Raw genomic sequence first — 17,238 nt, forward strand, 5'->3', positions numbered from 1 at the left:
TGTTAATGGAGAGTTTCACAATGGCATTTGACGCGTATATCCAAATCGACGGCATCCCAGGCGAAGTACTGGATGAAAAACACAAGGACTGGATCGAAGTGCTGGGCTACGAGTACGGCGCCACCCAGGCTACGTCGGCAACCGCCAGCTCCTCGGGCGGTGCGTCCTCCGAACGCGTTGCCCTGAGCGACTTCAAGATCCGCAAGGCAGTCGACAAGGCATCGGCCAAACTGTTCGAACACTGCTGCACCGGCAAGCACATTGCCAAGCTGAAGCTGAACGTGAACCGCGCCGGTGGCGACAAGGTCACCTACCTGACCATCGACATGGAAGAAGTGGTGGTCTCTTCGGTCAAGTTTGTCGCCGGTGGCAACCAGAATGGTGAAGACAAGGCGGTCAGTGACCTGCCAATTGAAGAAATCAGCTTCAACTTTGCCCGCATCAAGACTACCTACACTCAGCAGAACCGCACCGACGGCCAGGCCGGCGGCAACATCGTCGGTGGCTGGGACCGCACCGCGAACAAAGTGTTTGCCTAAGCACGTGCCAAACCATGGGCCGCTTCGGCGGCCTGTGTTCTGCAGCGCGCCGGATATTCTGGCGCGCTGTTCATTAGCCATGTCCAGAGTGTTCTATGCCTGAAATTCTCAATGACCTCTCGCTGGCCACACTGGTCGCCCCTATCGAGGGTGGCAGTGGCGAAGACTTGAGCTTCTCTGCCTTGTTCGACCAGATCAAGGAGGCACGCCGGGCGGACCCTGACTACCTCACCCAAGGCGACTGGCAAACCGACTTGAAGACTGCCGACTGGGAGCAGGTGATCAACCTGTCGGCTCAGGGGCTTGCGCAGCAAAGCAAAGACCTGATGCTGGTGGCCTGGCTCTGCGAGGGGCTGGCCCAGCGTGAACACTTCGAAGGCATCACCTTTGGCCTTGAGCTGACCGAACAGCTCCTGGTTGCGTTCTGGGAAACGCTGTACCCAACGCTCGAAGACGGCCTGGACGAGCGCGCGGCGCGACTGTCCTGGCTGAAAACCACGCTCACCGACATTGCCGGTGGCTTGCCCATTATCCAGGGGCAGAATTTCGGCGTGTTGCGCTATGACGAATCACGCCATGTAGAAAACCTCGCCTTGCAAAACCCCAAGGCGATGCAGACAGCGCTGAACGAAGGCAAGATCAACGCCGAGATCTTCCAGCGCTCGGTAGCGCTTACCGACACCGATTACCTGCGCGCCAAGGCCCAGCAGATCGCTACCAGCCTGAACGCATGCAAACGCCTGCAGGCCAGCGCCGACCGCCTGTTCGGCCACGAGGCGCCCAGCTTTGCCAGCCTTGCCGACATGCTTTCGCGTGCCAGCCAGCTGGCGGAAAAACTGCTCAAGGACCGCGGCGTAGAGCTACACCCCGCCATCCCGGAGGAAGCACAGCCACAGGCCACGGGCGCCAACCTCCACGAAGCAGGTGAACCGATGAATGCCACGCCCCCGACGACCGCGCCTGCCGCCCTGCGCACCACCCCGCTGACCCGCGACGAGGCATTCACCATGCTTGCGGGCATCGCCCAGTACTTCAAACAGAGCGAACCGCAAAGCCCGGTACCCTACCTGATCGAACGTGCGATCAAGTGGGGCAACATGCCGTTGGAAGGCTGGTTGAGTGACGTGATCAAGGACAACAATGTGGTGGACAACATCCGCGATGTGCTGGGCACCCGCTAGGTATGAAAAGCCTTGAGACGAAGTCAGACAAGGCGAAAACAGCCGGCTCCCTGCCCCCCACTGGCTCCATCGGGTAGGTTCCTTGACTGCTGCCCACACAAGGGCGCTGCAATTGCTGTTAACTTGAGCGCCCTGCTCAGCTTCAGACAAGGACTGCTTCATGCCTCCAAGCCCGACCACCCCAAGCGGTTACATCCGCGTCCGTGGCGCCCGCGAGCACAACCTGAAGAACATCGATGTCGATATTCCTCGCGATGCCTTGGTGGTGTTCACCGGCGTGTCCGGCTCGGGTAAGTCTTCACTGGCGTTCTCCACGCTGTATGCCGAAGCCCAGCGGCGTTATTTCGAATCGGTGGCGCCCTATGCCCGGCGCCTGATCGACCAGGTTGGCGTGCCGGACGTAGATGCCATCGACGGGCTGCCGCCGGCGGTGGCCCTGCAGCAGCAACGCGGCACGCCGAGTGCACGTTCCTCGGTGGGTAGCGTGACCACTTTGTCCAGCTCGATCCGCATGCTCTACTCCCGCGCTGGCCACTACCCGGCCGGGCAAGCGATGCTGTACGCCGAAGACTTTTCTCCGAACACGCCCCAGGGCGCTTGCCCGCAATGCCATGGCCTGGGCCGTGTCTACGAGGTGACCGAAGCGACCATGGTCCCCGACCCGTCGCTGACCATCCGTGAGCGTGCGGTGGCGGCGTGGCCAATGGCCTGGCAAGGGCAAAACCTGCGCGACATCCTGGTCACGCTGGGCTATGACGTCGATATCCCTTGGCGCGACCTGCCCCAGGCACAGCGCGACTGGATCCTGTTCACTGAAGAGACACCCACCGCCCCCGTGTATGCCGGCCTGACCCCGGCGCAGACCCGCGAAGCCCTCAAGCGCAAACTGGAGCCCAGCTATCAAGGCACGTTCATGGGTGCACGGCGTTACGTGCTGCATACTTTCATGCACTCGCAGAGCGCGCAGATGCGCAAGCGTGTGTCCCAGTACATGCGCCCCAGCCCCTGCCCGCTGTGCCAGGGCAAACGCCTGAAGCGCGAAGCGCTGGGCGTGACCTTCGCCGGGCTGGACATCGCCGAACTGTCGCACCTGTCGTTGCAGGCGCTGGCCGAGGTGTTCCGCAAGGTGGCGGCAGCCGACTACCTGACCCAGCAGCAGGACGAGCTGACCCTGGAAAAACGCCTGGCGGCCCAACGCATCGCCAACGAGCTGCTGGAACGTATTGATACGCTGCTTGACCTCGGCCTCGGTTACCTGGCCCTGGAGCGCAGTACCCCGACCTTGTCTTCCGGTGAACTGCAACGCCTGCGCCTGGCCACCCAGCTGAATTCGCAGCTGTTTGGGGTGGTCTACGTACTCGACGAGCCGTCGGCCGGCTTGCACCCGGCCGACAGTGAAGCGCTGTTCGAAGCCCTGCAGCGCCTGAAACAGGCTGGCAACTCGGTGTATGTGGTGGAGCACGACCTGGACACCATGCGCCGCGCCGACTGGCTGGTGGATGTAGGGCCAGCTGCCGGCGAGCACGGTGGCACCATCCTCTACAGCGGGCCGCCTGCCGGCCTGGCCGAGGTGCAACAGTCATGCACCCGCACCTACCTGTTCAATGCCCCGGTACAGGCCACACGCGCCCCCCGCCAGGCCCGCGACTGGCTGAAGCTTGAAGGCATCACACGCAATAACCTCGATAACCTGAGCGCCGCATTTCCGCTGGGCTGCTTTACCGCCGTTACCGGTATTTCCGGCTCGGGCAAATCCAGCCTGGTCAGCCAGGCCCTGCTGGAACTGGTGGGGGCACACCTGGGCCATGCCGAGCAACGTAGCGAGCCCGAAGCGCAAAGCCTGGAGGACGAACCTGAACAGACCAGCAGCGGCCACGTGAGCGCCGGGCTTGGCAGCATCAAGCGGCTGGTGCAAGTTGACCAGAAGCCGATCGGCCGCACGCCGCGCTCCAACCTGGCCACCTACACTGGCCTGTTCGACCACGTGCGCAAACTCTTCGCGGCTACCGAGCAGGCCAAGGCACAGGGCTTCGACGCCGGGCGCTTTTCCTTCAACGTTGCCAAGGGCCGGTGCGCCACCTGCGAGGGTGAGGGTTTCGTCAGCGTAGAGTTGCTGTTCATGCCCAGCGTGTACGCGCCTTGCCCGACCTGCCAGGGTGCCCGCTACAACCCCGAAACCCTGGCGGTGAGCTGGCAAGGCATGAACATCGCGCAAGTGCTGCAGTTGACCGTCGACCAGGCCCTGCAGGTTTTTGCCGAACAACCGCCTGCCCGCCGTTGCCTGCAAGTGCTACAGGATATCGGCCTGGGCTACTTGCGTCTGGGCCAACCGGCCACCGAGCTGTCCGGTGGTGAAGCGCAGCGCATCAAGCTGGCGACCGAACTGCAGCGCATGGCCCGCGGGGCGACCCTGTATGTGCTGGATGAACCCACCAACGGCTTGCACCCGCAGGACATCGACCGGCTGCTGGTACAGCTGAACCGCCTGGTAGAAAGCGGACATAGCGTGGTGGTGGTCGAACATGACATGCGAGTGGTGGCGCAGAGCGACTGGGTGATCGATATCGGGCCGGGGGCTGGCGATGCCGGGGGCAAGGTGGTGGTCAGTGGCACGCCGCAGGTGGTGGCGGCATGCACCGACAGCCGCACGGCGGCGTTTCTGGCCAAGGCCTTGTGACCCCTGCGCATTGCCAGGTTGCTGGGCCGCCGGCTAGCGCGCATTGACTCAACGGAAATTGCTGTCGTTGCCAATGGCCTACATCCACCAAGCCAGCACCACCGGCAACCAGGCAAACGACAGCACCGTAGAACACATCACCAGGTTCGCCACCTGCTCTGGCTCACGGTTGGCCCGCACCGCCATCAGGTAGTTGAACACGGCTACCGGCATCGCTGACTGCACCATCAGCACCGCACGCTCCAGGCTGTCCATACCCAGTACCGCGCCCACTGCCCAGCCCACCGCAGCCCCCAGGCCAATGCGCAATCCGCCCAGCAGCATGCCGCTGCCCACGTGACGCAGGCGAATGCTGGCCAGTGATACCCCCAAGGTCAGCAACATGAGCGGGATGGTCATACCGCCCAGCAGGTCTACGGTGTTGGCCAACCAACGCGGGAGTTCGAAATCGAGAAATATGATGGGCATGGCGCCGGCCAGGCTGATGACGATAGGGTTGCGCAGCAGCGCCTTGAGCGAAGCCGCCGTGCCGGAGATGGCCATGCCGATGGTGAACTGAACGATGGACAGGGTCAGGAAAAATGCCACGGCCAACGCCAGGCCATGCTCACCGAAGGCATACAGACTGATCGGCAGGCCCATGTTGCCTGTATTAGGGAACATGAACGCCGGCAGCAGTACCCGCCAGTGCATGCCCGACGCGCGACACACGAGCAAAGCGGCCAAGGCCATCCCCAGGGTGCACAGCAAGCAGGCCACGGCCATGCTGGTAAAAGCATTCGGGTTCAATTCGGTACGACTGAGGGTAGACAGCACCAGCGAAGGGGTACCGACGGTCATCACCACCCGGGCGATGAAATCGGTGGGGTAATCCAGGCCCTTGCGGGCCCAGGCAAAGCCAATTCCGGCGACGATGAAAACCGGAGCCAGGACTGCGAACAGCGACGCGAACATGGAGGCCTTCCTTGGTGGGGGGGTCAGCATTATGCAGCACTCTGCAAGATTGCCGTGCCGTTCTCACCGCACGCAGGAGCATCCATCGAAAATGTCTGTGGAAGACATGTTCATGTCGCGCTGAGACTGCGGCGTCTCGTCGCACACCCATACCCCTTGGCAAAAGCGTCCAAGCCCGTAGAATCCCGCTTCCTTTTCGCCCGTCGCCTTGAACGGTGGCAACCAGCAGCAATGACAGAGTCAGCGCCTGAACACATGAACGCACATGTGAAGTAGGCTCAACCCTCCCCGCCCGGCCAATCTCCCATAGCGCCCAGCGGTTGAGTCTTGCCCAGGTCGCATCCGTGTCGCCACTCGCCCCTTGCCGGGTCGAGCCGGTGTGCGCGCCGAGAAGGTGCTCATTCCGCTCATCCAACTAGAGGTACGTATGTCTCCGCGTTTGCTGGCCATGGCGCTGGCGCCCCTGCTCGGGCTGTTCATCATTGCCCTGGGCAACGGCTTCATGTCTTCCCTGACCACCCTGCGCCTGGGCGCCGCCGGTGAGTCTGCCACTACCATTGGTATCGTCTCGTCGACTTACTTCATCGGCCTGACCCTCGGCGCCATCTTCAACGACCGGCTGATCCTGCGCATTGGCCACATCCGAGCCTATACCAGCTTCGCCTCGCTGATCGCCGTGACCATCCTGCTGCAAGGGTTGTTCTACGAGGTCACCTGGTGGTCGGTGCTGCGCCTGATCAACGGCTGGGCGGCAGTCGGCGTGTTTCTGGTGATCGAAAGCTGGCTGCTGCTGGCCGGTGACGCAAAAATTCGTGGCCGCCTGCTGGCGCTGTACATGATCGCCTTCTACGGCGCCGGGGTGATCGCCCAGGCCGGCCTTGGCGAAATCACCCAGCTAGGCGATACCGCCCCGTTCATGCTGGCCGGCGTGCTGGCCGCCCTGTCGGTGTTACCGATCGTGATCCTGCCGCGGGTGTCGCCGCTGCTGGACCAGGTCGAGCCCCTCAAGCCCCGCCAGTTGCTGGGTGTGGCACCGTCGGGCCTGGTCGGCTGCTTCGGCTCGGGTGTAGCGATTGCCGGCATCTATGCGCTGCTGCCACTGTACCTGCAACGCATCGGCCTGGAGGTGGGTGAGGTCGGCAACATGATGGCCTGGGTGATCCTTGGCGCGATGCTGCTGCAATACCCGGTCGGGCGCTGGTCCGACCGCAAGGACCGCCTTGATGTGCTGCTCGCGCTTGCCGCGTTGTGCGTTGTCCTGTCGCTTGTAACGGTGTTCCTGCCATCGGACTCGTTCCTGCTGCCGGCCACGCTGTTCCTGCTGGGGGGCGGTGTGTTCACCCTGTACCCGGTAGCGGTCAGCCATGCAGCCGATCGGGCGCCGTCCGATGCCTTGGTGCCGATGATCCAGGGCCTGCTGCTGATCAACTCCCTGGGCTCGGCCATGGCACCGGTAGCCATTTCGCCGATGATGACCGAGTTTGGTGAGGCCGGGTTGTTCTGGGCGTTTGCCGTGGTCAACCTGACCATGGTGTGCTTCTTCATGTGGCGCCGCGGCAAGCGCCCGGCAGCAGAGCACCCTGCCCCGTTCACCGCGTCGACCACCTTCTCGCCAACTGGCGCCGAGCTGCGGGTGACCGAAGACCTGATGCATGCAGCGCAGGAGCATCCGCCGCTGGAGCCAGTCGAAACCCCGGCGCCCGCACAGCACTCGGCATCCTGATGATTGCAGGGGCCGCTCTGCGGCCCAATCGCGCTACCAGGCCGTTCCCACAGAAGATCCCATTCCCTTCTGCGGGCGGCCTTGGGTGTGACGGGGATTTACAGCCCCTCAGAATTTGCCACTCGTCGCCCAGAAGGCACCCCGCCAGCCGCCGCCAGCCAAACGAATGACTGATCATCCGCAAAGGAGAAGTCCCATGATCCGCATTCGCCCGCTATCCCTGTGCCTGGCGCTCGCCCTGACCAGCCTCACCGGCACTGCCTTCGCCGCCACCGACACCCATACCGACAGCCATCCGCAAACCGACCCCTCTGGCGGCAAGACCGTCGGTGAAGGCAGCAGCGTCAACAGCCCCGGCAGCGGCAAAGGTAACGACAGCAGTGACACAGGCAGCAACACCGATGCCGCCGACGGTGCCGCTGGCGGCTCCAACAATACCGGCGAAGGCACCGGCTCTGGTGCCGGTGCCAGCGGCGGCACTGCCGAGGACCAGGACAGCCGCTGAAGCCGAGCTGGACTAAACTGAGCCCTGACGCCCTGCCAAGGATTGACCATGCACCTCAGACACTGGCTGTTCGCTGCTTTGCTGCCGTGTACTGCGTTAGCTGCCGCAGGCAACCAAGGCGCGATGTCGATCAGTTCCTCGTCATTCACCGATGGCGGCGTCATCGCCCTGCAACAGGTCGGCCCGGACCCGGCATGCGGCGCCGGCGAAGAGCGGACCCCGCAACTGAGCTGGGACAACTTGCCCGCAGGTACGCGGTCGCTGGCCCTGATCATGTTCGACCCGGACGGTGGCAAGGGCGTTGGTGTGGTGCACTGGATTGCCTACAACATCGATCCCGAACAGGATGGGCTCAAGGCAGGCACGGCAGGGCTGAGCGGGCCATCCGTGACAGTGGGCCGCAACTCCCGTGGCACCCTCAGCTACCGCGGCCCCTGTCCACCCGCCGGCGACAACCCCCATCATTACGCACTGACCCTGATCGCCACCGACCTGCCCTTGGGTACCTTGCCTGAAGGGCTGGATCGCAGCGGCCTGCTGCAACTGCTGCAAGGCCACGCCCTGGGGGCTCAAAGCCTGGTCGGGCGATACGGTCATTGAACCAGTCAGTACAAAAACAAATGATTGACCCCATAGCATTTATCCATTGAATGGCCCGTGCGAACTGAAGTAAGCTCGGGCTCATTCACTGGAGAGCAACATGCCGAAACACACCCGCAACCACGCCAACCACACCGGTCGCAGCCTGCGCCCTGTGCTGGCCGTTGTCGGCTGCGTGGCACCTGCCAGCTATTACTTTGGGTATTGGTTTAGCCACTAGGCGCCGATACCCATCCGGCGTCCACCTTCGAGGGGCCGCCGAACATGAGAATACTCAAACCCCCGGTCGGCTCCCCGACCGGGGGTTTTGCTTTTCAGGCCTTTGACCAACACCGATTCACGTTGAGGACAGATTCATGAACTACGCCACTTATTACTACGCAAACACCTCTGCCTGGCGATTTAGCCAACCCCGCTCGGGCCAGCCTGCCGCCTCCGATCGGTCTTCCACAGGTGGCAATGCAGCAGCCAATACGAATTCAACGATCTGTCGAACACCTCGATAGGGCCGACAATGCGGGCCTGAACCCGCTGTCCGCCCAGGGAAAAACGCCATGCACGCTTCCAGCCTCGCCCTGCCCCTGACCCAGCCGCAAGCGGCCAACACCACTGTCAGCAAGCGCCTGCCCAGCCCGCACCTGCTCAAGCAACAGATGCCACTGTCCAGCGAACTGGCCCAACAAGTCCAGGCCCATCGCCTGGCCATCCGCGACATCCTCGAAGGCCGCGACCCGCGCCTGCTGGTCATCGTCGGCCCCTGCTCGATCCATGACCCACGCGCGGCCCTGGAATACGCCGACCGCCTGGCCGCCCTTGGCCGCGAAGTCAACGACAAACTGCTGCTGGTGATGCGCGCCTACGTCGAAAAACCGCGTACTACAGTGGGCTGGAAAGGCCTGGCCTACGACCCGCACCTCGATGGCAGTGACGACATGCACGCGGGTATCGCTTTGTCCCGCGGGCTGATGCTGAGCATGATCGAACGCGGCCTGCCGATCGCTACCGAGTTGCTGCAACCAATGGCCGCCGGCTACTTCGATGACCTGCTGGCTTGGGCGGCGATCGGCGCACGCACCACCGAATCGCAAATCCACCGCGAAATGGTCAGTGGCCTGGAACTGCCGGTCGGCTTCAAGAACGGTACGGACGGCGGCATCGCCATCGCCAGCGACGCCATGCGCAGCGCTGCCCACCCCCACCGGCACTTCGGTATGGATGCACAGGGCCACCCGGCGATCATCGAGACCTTGGGCAACCCGGACACACACCTTGTACTGCGCGGCGGCCACAAAGGCCCGAACTACGATGCCAACAGCATCGCCATGGCCCGCCAGGCGTTGGCCAAGGCCGGCCTGCAGGCACGGATCATGGTCGATTGCAGCCACGCCAACAGCGGCAAGGACCCGGCGCGCCAGCCAGCGGTCTTCAATGAGGTGCTGGAGCAGCGCCTGGCCGGCGACCGTTCGCTGGTCGGCGTGATGATCGAAGGGCACTTGTTCGATGGCTGCCAGGCGCTGGGCAAGGGCGCACTCAAATACGGTGTGTCGATTACCGACGGCTGCCTGGGCTGGGCCTCGACCGAAACCCTGTTGCGTGAGGCGGCACAAAAACTGTAGGCCAATGGTTGCAAGCCTGGCGAGACATACCCCGGACAAGTGCGCTAGGCTTGCCTTTTTTACCCCCAAGGAGCAGTACCCATGGCCCGTGCAACCGCCCGCCACATTCTGGTCAGCAGCGAAGACAAGTGCAACGAACTGAAAGCCCAGATCGAAGCAGGCGCCGACTTCGCTGAAATCGCCAAAGCCAACTCCACCTGCCCGTCCAGCCGTCAGGGCGGTGACCTGGGCTCGTTCGGCCCAGGCCAGATGGTCAAGGAATTCGACACCGTGGTCTTCAGCGCCCCGGTCAACACCGTGCAAGGCCCGGTGAAAACCCAGTTCGGCTACCACCTGCTGGAAGTGACCAGCCGCCAGGACTGATTCACCCCTCCCGGTGATCAGCCCCCCTATGGGAGCGGGTTTACCCGCGAAGAGACCAGACCAGACAACCTCGTTGCCTGCTCCGACGCATTCGCGGGTGAACCCGCTCCCACAAGTATTGTGGGGGCTTTTATTTTCGTGCATGGGCTTTACGGTCCAGGCGGCTACCACCCACGCCCTCACCGTCTACGGTGAAGCCCCCCGCTACGCCGCCAGCTTCCGGCATTTCGACTATGTAAACCCCGACGCCCCCAAGGGCGGCATCTTGCGCCGCTCGGCCATCGAGATCGGCCAGTTCGACCACATCCTCCCCTACATCGACAAAGGCATCGGTGTCAGCGAAGTCGATGGTCTGCTGTACGCGCCACTGGCGGTACGCTCGTACGATGAACCCTATACCGTTTACGGCCTGATCGCCCGGCGCATGGAGCGCGGCCCCAAGGATGCCTGGCTGCGTTTCGACATCGACCCGCGCGCCACCTTCGCCGATGGCAAGCCGGTGCGCGCCGAAGACGTGCGTTTCACCTTCGAACTGCTGATGAGCAAGGGCAGCCTCAAATACCGTACCCAGTTTGCCGACGTGACCGGCGTGACCGTGGAAAGCCTGCACAGCGTACGATTCGACTTGAAGCCCGAGCACGGCCGCACCCTGGCGCTGGACCTCGCCAGCCTGCCGGTAATGCCCGAGCACGATTGGCAGCAGCGCGATTTTGCCAACGGTGCCGGCTTCGACAAGCCGGTTGGCAGCGGGCCATACCGCATCGGGCGCATCGACAACGGCCGCAGCATCACCTTCGAACGCGACCCGACATGGTGGGCACGTGACTTGCCGGCCAGCCGTGGCCGCTACAATTTCGACAAGCTACGCATCGAGTACTTCGGCGACACCGAAGTGGCGCGCCAGGTACTCAAAGGCGGTGGCTACGACTATAACCGCGAGTTCTCCGCCACGGCCTACACCTTGGGCTACAACGGTGCGCAACTGGACGACGGCCGCCTGCAACGCGCCCACCTGGCCCCGGCCAAACCGCAGGTGGCCCAAGGTTTCGTGTTCAACCTCGACCAGCCGCAGTTCAAGGACCGCCGTGTGCGCCAGGCGCTGGGTATGTTGTGGGACTACGAGTGGAGCAACCGGCAGATGATGCGCAACCTGTACATCCGCCAGCAAAGCGTGTTCTCCAATACCCCTTTGGCCGCTCGCCAGTTGCCGGATGCGGGGGAGTTGAAGCTGCTCGCCCCCTTGCGCGGCCAAGTGCCAGATGAAGTGTTCACCACGGTGTTCACCGCCCCGGTCACCGACGGCTCGGGGATCATCCGTAAACAGCAGTTGCAGGCCTTGGCCCTGCTCGAACAAGCCGGCTGGCACCCCGAAGGCGACCGCCTGGTCAATAGCCAGGGCACGCCGCTGGCGTTCACGTTCCTCAATGGCCAGGCGGGCCTTGAACGCCTGCTGCTGCCGTGGAAGCGCAACCTGGCCCAGATCGGCGTGAGCCTGAACATCCGCAACGTCGACTCGGCCCAGTACGTCAATCGGCTGATGGCGCGCGATTACGACATGATCGTCACCGGCTACCCGGTCACCCTGTCGCCCGGTACCGAGTTGTACAACTACTTTGGCTCGGCGGCCGCTCACGACCCTGGCTCGAACAACCTGATGGTCCTGCAGGACCCGGCCGTAGACCATCTGATCGACGGCCTGGTCGGCGCCGACACCCAGGCCGACATGCTGCGCCACGCCCATGCCCTGGACCGCGTGCTGCAATGGAATTACTACTGGATCCCCAACTATTACCCGCCGGGCAGCTCTACCGTCTGGTGGAACCGCTTCGGTCGGCCCAAGGTCCAGGCCACTTACGACGAAGGGCTGGACACCTGGTGGGAGGTCAGCCCTACCCCGCTGACCAACGCGCAAATGGCCGAACGCCGGAATTCCTCGCCATGACCGCTTATATCCTGCGCCGTCTGTTGCTGATCATTCCGACGCTGCTGGCAATCCTGCTGGTCAATTTCGCCATCGTCCAGGCCGCGCCGGGTGGCCCGGTGGAACAAGCCGTGGCGCGCCTGCAGGGCATCGGTGGCGGCGCACCTGGCGCGCGCGCAGAAGTGGTTCATGGCGAATCCCGCGCCACCCGCGGCCTGGACCCGAAACTGATCGAAGAGATCAAGCGCCAGTACGGCTTTGACAAATCCGCCCCCGAACGCTTGTGGTTGATGCTCGGCCAATATGCCCGGCTGGACTTTGGCAACAGCTTTTTCCGTGGTGCGAAAGTCACCGACCTGATTCTCGACAAGTTGCCGGTCACCCTGTCACTGGGCTTCTGGGCCACGCTGATCACCTACCTGGTGTCGATCCCGCTGGGCATCCGCAAGGCGATGCGCCACGGCAGCCGCTTCGATGCCTGGAGCAGCGCGTTGATCGTGATCGGTTACGCCCTGCCTTCGTTCCTGTTCGCACTGCTGCTGATCGTCCTGTTTGCCGGCGGCACTTCGCTCAACTGGTTCCCGGTGCGCGGCCTGGTCTCGGACAATTTCGACGAGCTCAGCCTGCTGGGCAAGGTCGCCGACTACTTCTGGCACCTGGTGCTGCCGGTCGCCGCCCTGGTGATCGGAGGGTTCGCCACCCTCACGCTGCTGACCAAGAATGCCTTCCTCGACGAGGTTTCCCGCCAATACGTGGTCACTGCCCGGGCCAAGGGCCTCAGCGAACGCCGCGTGCTGTATGGCCATGTCTTGCGCAACGCCATGCTGCTGGTGGTGGCCGGGCTGCCACAGGCGCTGATCACGGTATTTTTCGCCGGTTCGTTGCTGATCGAGGTGATCTTCTCGCTCGATGGCCTTGGCCGCATGAGCTATGAGGCCGCCGTGTCGCGGGATTACCCGGTGGTGTTCGGCACGCTGTTCATCTTCACCCTGGCGGGCCTGCTGATTCGTCTGATCGGTGACCTGTCTTACACCCTGCTCGACCCGCGCATCGACTTCGATACGAGGGCGCACTGATGCTATCGCCCCTGTCGCGCCGTCGCCTGCAACGCTTTCGTCGCCACCGCCTGGGCTGGGTGTCGCTGTGGTTGTTTGCCGGCCTTCTGTTGCTGAGCCTGGGTGCCGAACTGGTGGCCAACGACAAGCCACTGTTGCTCGGCTACAAGGGCGAACTGTACGTTCCGGCGCTCAAACGCTATACCGAGCAGCAGTTCGGCGGGCAACTGCCGTTTCAACCCGACTACCGCAGCGCCTATGTGCGCCAGCTGATCGCGGAACAGGGTGGCTGGATGCTGTTCGCGCCTATCCCGTTCAGCGCCGACACACCTAATTACGACCTGCAGGTGCCCACCCCCAGCCCGCCCAGCGCCAGCAACTGGCTAGGCACCGACGACCAGGGCCGTGACGTGCTGGCGCGGGTGCTTTATGGCACACGGGTATCGCTGCTGTTCGCCTTTGCCCTGACCGTGGTCAGTGTGCTTATTGGCGTGGCGGCAGGCGCCCTGCAAGGCTACCACGGGGGCTGGGTTGACCTGCTCGGCCAGCGATTGCTGGAGGTATGGTCGGGGTTGCCCGTGTTGTATCTGCTGATCATCCTCAGCGGTTTTGTCGAACCGGATTTCTGGTGGCTGCTGGGGATCATGGCGCTGTTTTCCTGGCTGACCCTGGTCGACGTGGTGCGCGCCGAGTTCCTGCGCGGGCGCAATCTGGAGTATGTAAAGGCTGCGCGGGCGTTGGGGTTACCGGACAGTCAGGTCATGCTGCGGCATATCTTGCCCAATGCCATGAATGCCACGCTGACCTATGTGCCGTTCATGCTGACCGGGGCGATTACCACACTGACCGCGCTGGACTTTCTGGGCTTTGGCATGCCAGCGGGCAGCGCCTCGCTGGGCGAGCTGGTGACCCAGGGCAAGCAGCACCTGGAGGCACCGTGGTTGGGCTTTACCGCGTTCTTTGCGCTGGCGGTGATCCTGTCACTGCTGGTGTTTATCGGGGATGCCCTGCGTGAGGCGTTTGACCCCCGACGATAAGTTTTCAGGCCCGGTCTTTTCGCGGGCTTGTGCCAATACATGATTCAGGATGTTCACCCATGCACGACAGCGACAGCCTCAAGGACTACCCCCAGGTACGGCAACTGGCGATCCGCTCGCTGTTCGAGATCATCGAACAGTCCAGTGAGGGCACGGTGATCGTCGACCGCCAGGCACGCATCGTCTGGATGAACGAACGCTATGCCCGACGCTTTGGCCTGGCCGACGCCGCCAGCGCCATCGGCCAGCCGTGTGAAGCGGTGATCCCCGGCAGCCTGATGCGCGACGTGGTGAGCGATGGGCGGCCCATCCTGCTGGACATGCTCGACACGCAGAACGAGCCGTTGGTGGTCATGCGCCTGCCCATCCACGACGACCAGGGCACGCTGATCGGCGCCATCGGCTTTGCCCTGTTCGACGAACTGCGCAGCCTGTCACCGCTGCTCAAACGCTACGCCAGCATGCAGCAGGAACTGGCCTCGACCCGCTCGCAACTGCGCGCCCGCCAGGCCAAATACAGCTTCGCCCAGTTCGTAGGCAGCAGCGCGCCCAGCCTGGAAGCCAAGCGACGCGCCCGGCGTGGCGCAGGCAGCGATTCACCCGTGTTGCTGCTGGGCGAAACCGGCACCGGCAAGGAACTGCTGGCCCACGCCATTCACGCAGCGTCAGCACGGGCGCACAAGGCCTTTGTCAGCATCAACAGCGCAGCCATCCCGGAGACGCTGCTGGAAGCCGAATTCTTCGGCACTGCGCCGGGTGCTTTTACCGGTGCCGATCGCAAAGGGCGCAGCGGCAAGCTGCAACTGGCCGAAGGCGGCACGTTGTTCCTCGACGAGATCGGCGACATGCCGCTGGCCCTGCAGAGCAAGCTGCTGCGGGTGCTGCAGGAAAAGGAATACGAGCCGGTCGGGTCCAACCAGATGCTGCGCAGCGATGTGCGCATCATCGCCGCCACCTCCATCGACCTGCAGGCTGCCATGGCCCGCGGGGCCTTCCGCGCCGACCTGTATTACCGGCTGAATGTGCTGCCGATCGATGTCCCGCCGTTGCGGCAACGGCTGGAGGACCTGCCGGCGCTTTGCGAGGCCATATTGGCTGAGCTGGGCAGCCAGTACGAGCTGGAAGCTGAAGCGCAGCAACTGCTGGCCAGGCATGCCTGGCCGGGGAACATTCGCGAGCTGCGCAATGTGCTGGAGCGCACGACCTTGCTGGCGGATCAGCCCCGGCTGGGGGTTGCGGACCTGCGTGCGGCACTGGGGCCATTGAGCCCGCTGGCTGAGGCGCCCAAACGGCAGACCTACCGCGAGGCGTGCGAGGCCTTTGAACGCGGCCTGATTGCCGGGGCGCTGGCCGAACAGGGAGGAAAAGTACCAGAGGCAGCGGCAGCCCTAGGGCTGGGGCGGTCGACGCTGTACAAGAAGATGGCGGCACTTGGTCTCTGATTGGAGACTCTTGTTTCTTATTTGAGATTACCGCCAGGGCTCCGCCCTTTACCGGAGGCAAGCCAGCGATGGGCTGTAAAGCAGCCCCTGGCGTCTCTGAATGTAGACATAGACTTCTAACAAAACCCTTTAACCCTTAAAAATCAGCCAGTTACATAGTTGGCACGATTCCCGCTATCTCCTGCTCAACGATAAAAACAAGACTCACCCAGGAGACCCACCCCGATGACCGTGCTCATCGCACTCGCTGCTCTGGCCTTGCTGATGCTGGCCGCCTACCGCGGTTACAGCGTAATCCTCTTCGCCCCCATCGCCGCCCTCGGCGCTGTCCTGCTCACCGACCCTTCTGCCGTCGCCCCTGCTTTCACCGGGGTGTTCATGGAGAAAATGGTCGGTTTCATCAAACTGTACTTCCCGGTATTCCTGCTGGGCGCGGTGTTCGGCAAGCTGATCGAGCTGTCCGGTTTCTCCCGCTCGATCGTCGCCGCGGCCATCCGCCTGCTCGGCACCCGCCAGGCGATGCTGGTCATCGTACTGGTCTGTGCCCTGCTCACTTACGGCGGTGTTTCGCTGTTCGTGGTGGTGTTCGCGGTGTACCCGTTCGCCGCCGAAATGTTCCGTCAGAGCAACATCCCCAAACGCCTGATCCCGGCCACCATCGCCCTGGGCGCATTCTCGTTCACCATGGACGCCCTGCCCGGCACCCCACAGATCCAGAACATCATCCCCAGCACCTTCTTCAACACCACCGCCTGGGCCGCACCGTGGCTGGGCCTGATCGGCACGCTGTTCGTGTTCTTTACCGGCATGGCCTACCTGCAGCGCCAGCGCAACAAGGCCCTGCGCGCCGGTGAAGGTTATGGCACCGACCTGCGCAACGAACCGGAAACCGCTGCCGACCTGAGCCTGCCCAACCCTTGGCTGGCGCTGTCGCCGCTGATACTGGTGGGGGTCATGAACCTGGTGTTCACCCACTGGATACCGCATTGGTACGGCCCCAGTCACAGCCTGCAACTGCCAGGCATGAGTGCACCGGTACAAAGCGACGTGGCCAAGCTGACGGCCATCTGGGCTGTGCAGGCCGCGTTGCTGGTGGGCATCCTGATGGTCCTGGTGTGCGCCTTTGGCGCCATTCGTACACGCTTGGCCGAGGGCACCAAAAGCGCGGTGGGCGGTGCCTTGCTGGCAGCCATGAACACCGCCTCGGAATACGGCTTTGGCGCGGTAATCGCGTCGCTGCCGGGTTTTCTGGTGCTGGCCGACGCCCTGCGCGGCATCCCCAACCCATTGGTGAACGAAGCCATCACCGTGACCTTGCTGGCCGGCATCACCGGCTCCGCCTCGGGCGGCATGAGCATCGCCCTGGCCGCCATGGGCGACACGTTCATCGCCGCCGCCCACGCGGCCGACATCCCGCTGGAAGTGCTGCACCGGGTAGCCGCCATGGCCAGCGGCGGCATGGACACCCTGCCACACAACGGCGCGGTGATCACCTTGCTGGCGGTGACCGGCCTCACCCACCGCGAGGCTTACAAGGACATTTTTGGTATCACCCTGATCAAGACCCTGGCGGTGTTCGTGGTCATCGCCACGTTCTACGCCACTGGCATCGTCTAAGGAGCATT

General features: G+C 63.4%; 14 protein-coding genes. 13 read left to right on the forward strand and 1 reads right to left on the reverse strand.

Annotated features, from left to right (window positions below):
- Positions 1 to 20: 20 nt before the first annotated feature.
- From ACF8GF_RS04710 to ACF8GF_RS04720, 3 genes are all read left to right on the forward strand, one after another.
- Positions 21 to 539 carry a type VI secretion system tube protein Hcp gene (locus ACF8GF_RS04710; RefSeq protein ID WP_176684547.1) on the forward strand — a complete coding sequence of 173 codons (519 nt, stop codon included), beginning with the start codon at positions 21 to 23 and terminating at the stop codon, positions 537 to 539.
- A gap of 95 nt (positions 540 to 634) precedes the next feature.
- Positions 635 to 1,720: a type VI secretion system protein TssA gene (gene tssA, locus ACF8GF_RS04715; RefSeq protein ID WP_021785677.1), complete on the forward strand. Its 1,086-nt coding sequence runs from the start codon at positions 635 to 637 to the stop codon at positions 1,718 to 1,720.
- A 160-nt stretch (positions 1,721 to 1,880) separates the two neighbouring features.
- A complete protein-coding gene (locus tag ACF8GF_RS04720; RefSeq protein WP_392461100.1) occupies positions 1,881 to 4,397 on the forward strand; it encodes an excinuclease ABC subunit A in 2,517 nt (838 codons plus the stop codon).
- Positions 4,398 to 4,475: 78 nt separating this feature from the next.
- Here ACF8GF_RS04720 and ACF8GF_RS04725 read toward each other — a convergent pair whose 3' ends face one another.
- The gene (locus tag ACF8GF_RS04725; protein WP_176684549.1) at positions 4,476 to 5,351 is read right to left on the reverse strand and encodes an AEC family transporter; all 876 of its coding nucleotides are present in this window, start codon (positions 5,349 to 5,351) and stop codon (positions 4,476 to 4,478) included.
- Between the two features lie 427 nt (positions 5,352 to 5,778).
- On the opposite strand from ACF8GF_RS04725, the gene ACF8GF_RS04730 reads away from it, so the two are divergent.
- The 10 genes from ACF8GF_RS04730 to ACF8GF_RS04775 all read left to right on the forward strand — a co-directional run bounded on the left by ACF8GF_RS04730 (position 5,779) and on the right by ACF8GF_RS04775 (position 17,230).
- Positions 5,779 to 7,074 (forward strand): MFS transporter, encoded by a 1,296-nt coding sequence (locus tag ACF8GF_RS04730; protein WP_392487706.1) that lies wholly within the window; start codon positions 5,779 to 5,781, stop codon positions 7,072 to 7,074.
- A 196-nt stretch (positions 7,075 to 7,270) separates the two neighbouring features.
- A complete protein-coding gene (locus ACF8GF_RS04735) occupies positions 7,271 to 7,579 on the forward strand; it encodes a hypothetical protein (RefSeq protein WP_176684550.1) in 309 nt (102 codons plus the stop codon).
- Between the two features lie 48 nt (positions 7,580 to 7,627).
- The gene (locus ACF8GF_RS04740) at positions 7,628 to 8,179 is read left to right on the forward strand and encodes a YbhB/YbcL family Raf kinase inhibitor-like protein (protein ID WP_176684551.1); all 552 of its coding nucleotides are present in this window, start codon (positions 7,628 to 7,630) and stop codon (positions 8,177 to 8,179) included.
- A gap of 554 nt (positions 8,180 to 8,733) precedes the next feature.
- A complete protein-coding gene (locus tag ACF8GF_RS04745; protein ID WP_176684552.1) occupies positions 8,734 to 9,795 on the forward strand; it encodes a 3-deoxy-7-phosphoheptulonate synthase in 1,062 nt (353 codons plus the stop codon).
- Between the two features lie 81 nt (positions 9,796 to 9,876).
- Positions 9,877 to 10,158 carry a peptidylprolyl isomerase gene (locus ACF8GF_RS04750; RefSeq protein ID WP_003248318.1) on the forward strand — a complete coding sequence of 94 codons (282 nt, stop codon included), beginning with the start codon at positions 9,877 to 9,879 and terminating at the stop codon, positions 10,156 to 10,158.
- A gap of 142 nt (positions 10,159 to 10,300) precedes the next feature.
- Positions 10,301 to 12,100 (forward strand): extracellular solute-binding protein, encoded by a 1,800-nt coding sequence (locus tag ACF8GF_RS04755; RefSeq protein ID WP_392487707.1) that lies wholly within the window; start codon positions 10,301 to 10,303, stop codon positions 12,098 to 12,100.
- Complete coding sequence (locus tag ACF8GF_RS04760) at positions 12,097 to 13,155, forward strand: microcin C ABC transporter permease YejB (RefSeq protein ID WP_064490558.1); 1,059 nt, start codon at positions 12,097 to 12,099, stop codon at positions 13,153 to 13,155. The genes ACF8GF_RS04755 and ACF8GF_RS04760 overlap by 4 nt, the downstream gene beginning before the upstream one ends.
- On the forward strand, positions 13,155 to 14,171 hold the full coding sequence (locus ACF8GF_RS04765) for an ABC transporter permease (protein WP_176684554.1): 1,017 nt from the start codon (positions 13,155 to 13,157) through the stop codon (positions 14,169 to 14,171). The genes ACF8GF_RS04760 and ACF8GF_RS04765 overlap by 1 nt, the downstream gene beginning before the upstream one ends.
- Before the next feature lie 59 nt (positions 14,172 to 14,230).
- Entirely contained in the window at positions 14,231 to 15,613 is a 1,383-nt protein-coding gene (locus ACF8GF_RS04770; protein ID WP_392487708.1) for a sigma-54 interaction domain-containing protein, read from the forward strand.
- Positions 15,614 to 15,838: 225 nt separating this feature from the next.
- The gene (locus ACF8GF_RS04775; RefSeq protein ID WP_176684556.1) at positions 15,839 to 17,230 is read left to right on the forward strand and encodes a GntP family permease; all 1,392 of its coding nucleotides are present in this window, start codon (positions 15,839 to 15,841) and stop codon (positions 17,228 to 17,230) included.
- Positions 17,231 to 17,238 lie beyond the last annotated feature (8 nt).

The organism is Pseudomonas sp. yb_5 (genome assembly GCF_043103865.1).
Classification (GTDB): Bacteria; Pseudomonadota; Gammaproteobacteria; order Pseudomonadales; family Pseudomonadaceae; genus Aquipseudomonas; species Aquipseudomonas putida_Y.

Coding starts and splice junctions, on each gene's coding strand:
- ACF8GF_RS04755 (WP_392487707.1), top strand. CDS start 10,301: ATGGGCTTTACGGTCCAGGCGGCTACCACCCACGCCCTCACCGTCTAC.
- ACF8GF_RS04745 (WP_176684552.1), top strand. CDS start 8,734: ATGCACGCTTCCAGCCTCGCCCTGCCCCTGACCCAGCCGCAAGCGGCC.
- tssA (WP_021785677.1), top strand. CDS start 635: ATGCCTGAAATTCTCAATGACCTCTCGCTGGCCACACTGGTCGCCCCT.
- ACF8GF_RS04770 (WP_392487708.1), top strand. CDS start 14,231: ATGCACGACAGCGACAGCCTCAAGGACTACCCCCAGGTACGGCAACTG.
- ACF8GF_RS04735 (WP_176684550.1), top strand. CDS start 7,271: ATGATCCGCATTCGCCCGCTATCCCTGTGCCTGGCGCTCGCCCTGACC.
- ACF8GF_RS04725 (WP_176684549.1), bottom strand. CDS start 5,351: ATGTTCGCGTCGCTGTTCGCAGTCCTGGCTCCGGTTTTCATCGTCGCC.
- ACF8GF_RS04710 (WP_176684547.1), top strand. CDS start 21: ATGGCATTTGACGCGTATATCCAAATCGACGGCATCCCAGGCGAAGTA.
- ACF8GF_RS04720 (WP_392461100.1), top strand. CDS start 1,881: ATGCCTCCAAGCCCGACCACCCCAAGCGGTTACATCCGCGTCCGTGGC.
- ACF8GF_RS04775 (WP_176684556.1), top strand. CDS start 15,839: ATGACCGTGCTCATCGCACTCGCTGCTCTGGCCTTGCTGATGCTGGCC.
- ACF8GF_RS04740 (WP_176684551.1), top strand. CDS start 7,628: ATGCACCTCAGACACTGGCTGTTCGCTGCTTTGCTGCCGTGTACTGCG.
- ACF8GF_RS04730 (WP_392487706.1), top strand. CDS start 5,779: ATGTCTCCGCGTTTGCTGGCCATGGCGCTGGCGCCCCTGCTCGGGCTG.
- ACF8GF_RS04765 (WP_176684554.1), top strand. CDS start 13,155: ATGCTATCGCCCCTGTCGCGCCGTCGCCTGCAACGCTTTCGTCGCCAC.
- ACF8GF_RS04760 (WP_064490558.1), top strand. CDS start 12,097: ATGACCGCTTATATCCTGCGCCGTCTGTTGCTGATCATTCCGACGCTG.
- ACF8GF_RS04750 (WP_003248318.1), top strand. CDS start 9,877: ATGGCCCGTGCAACCGCCCGCCACATTCTGGTCAGCAGCGAAGACAAG.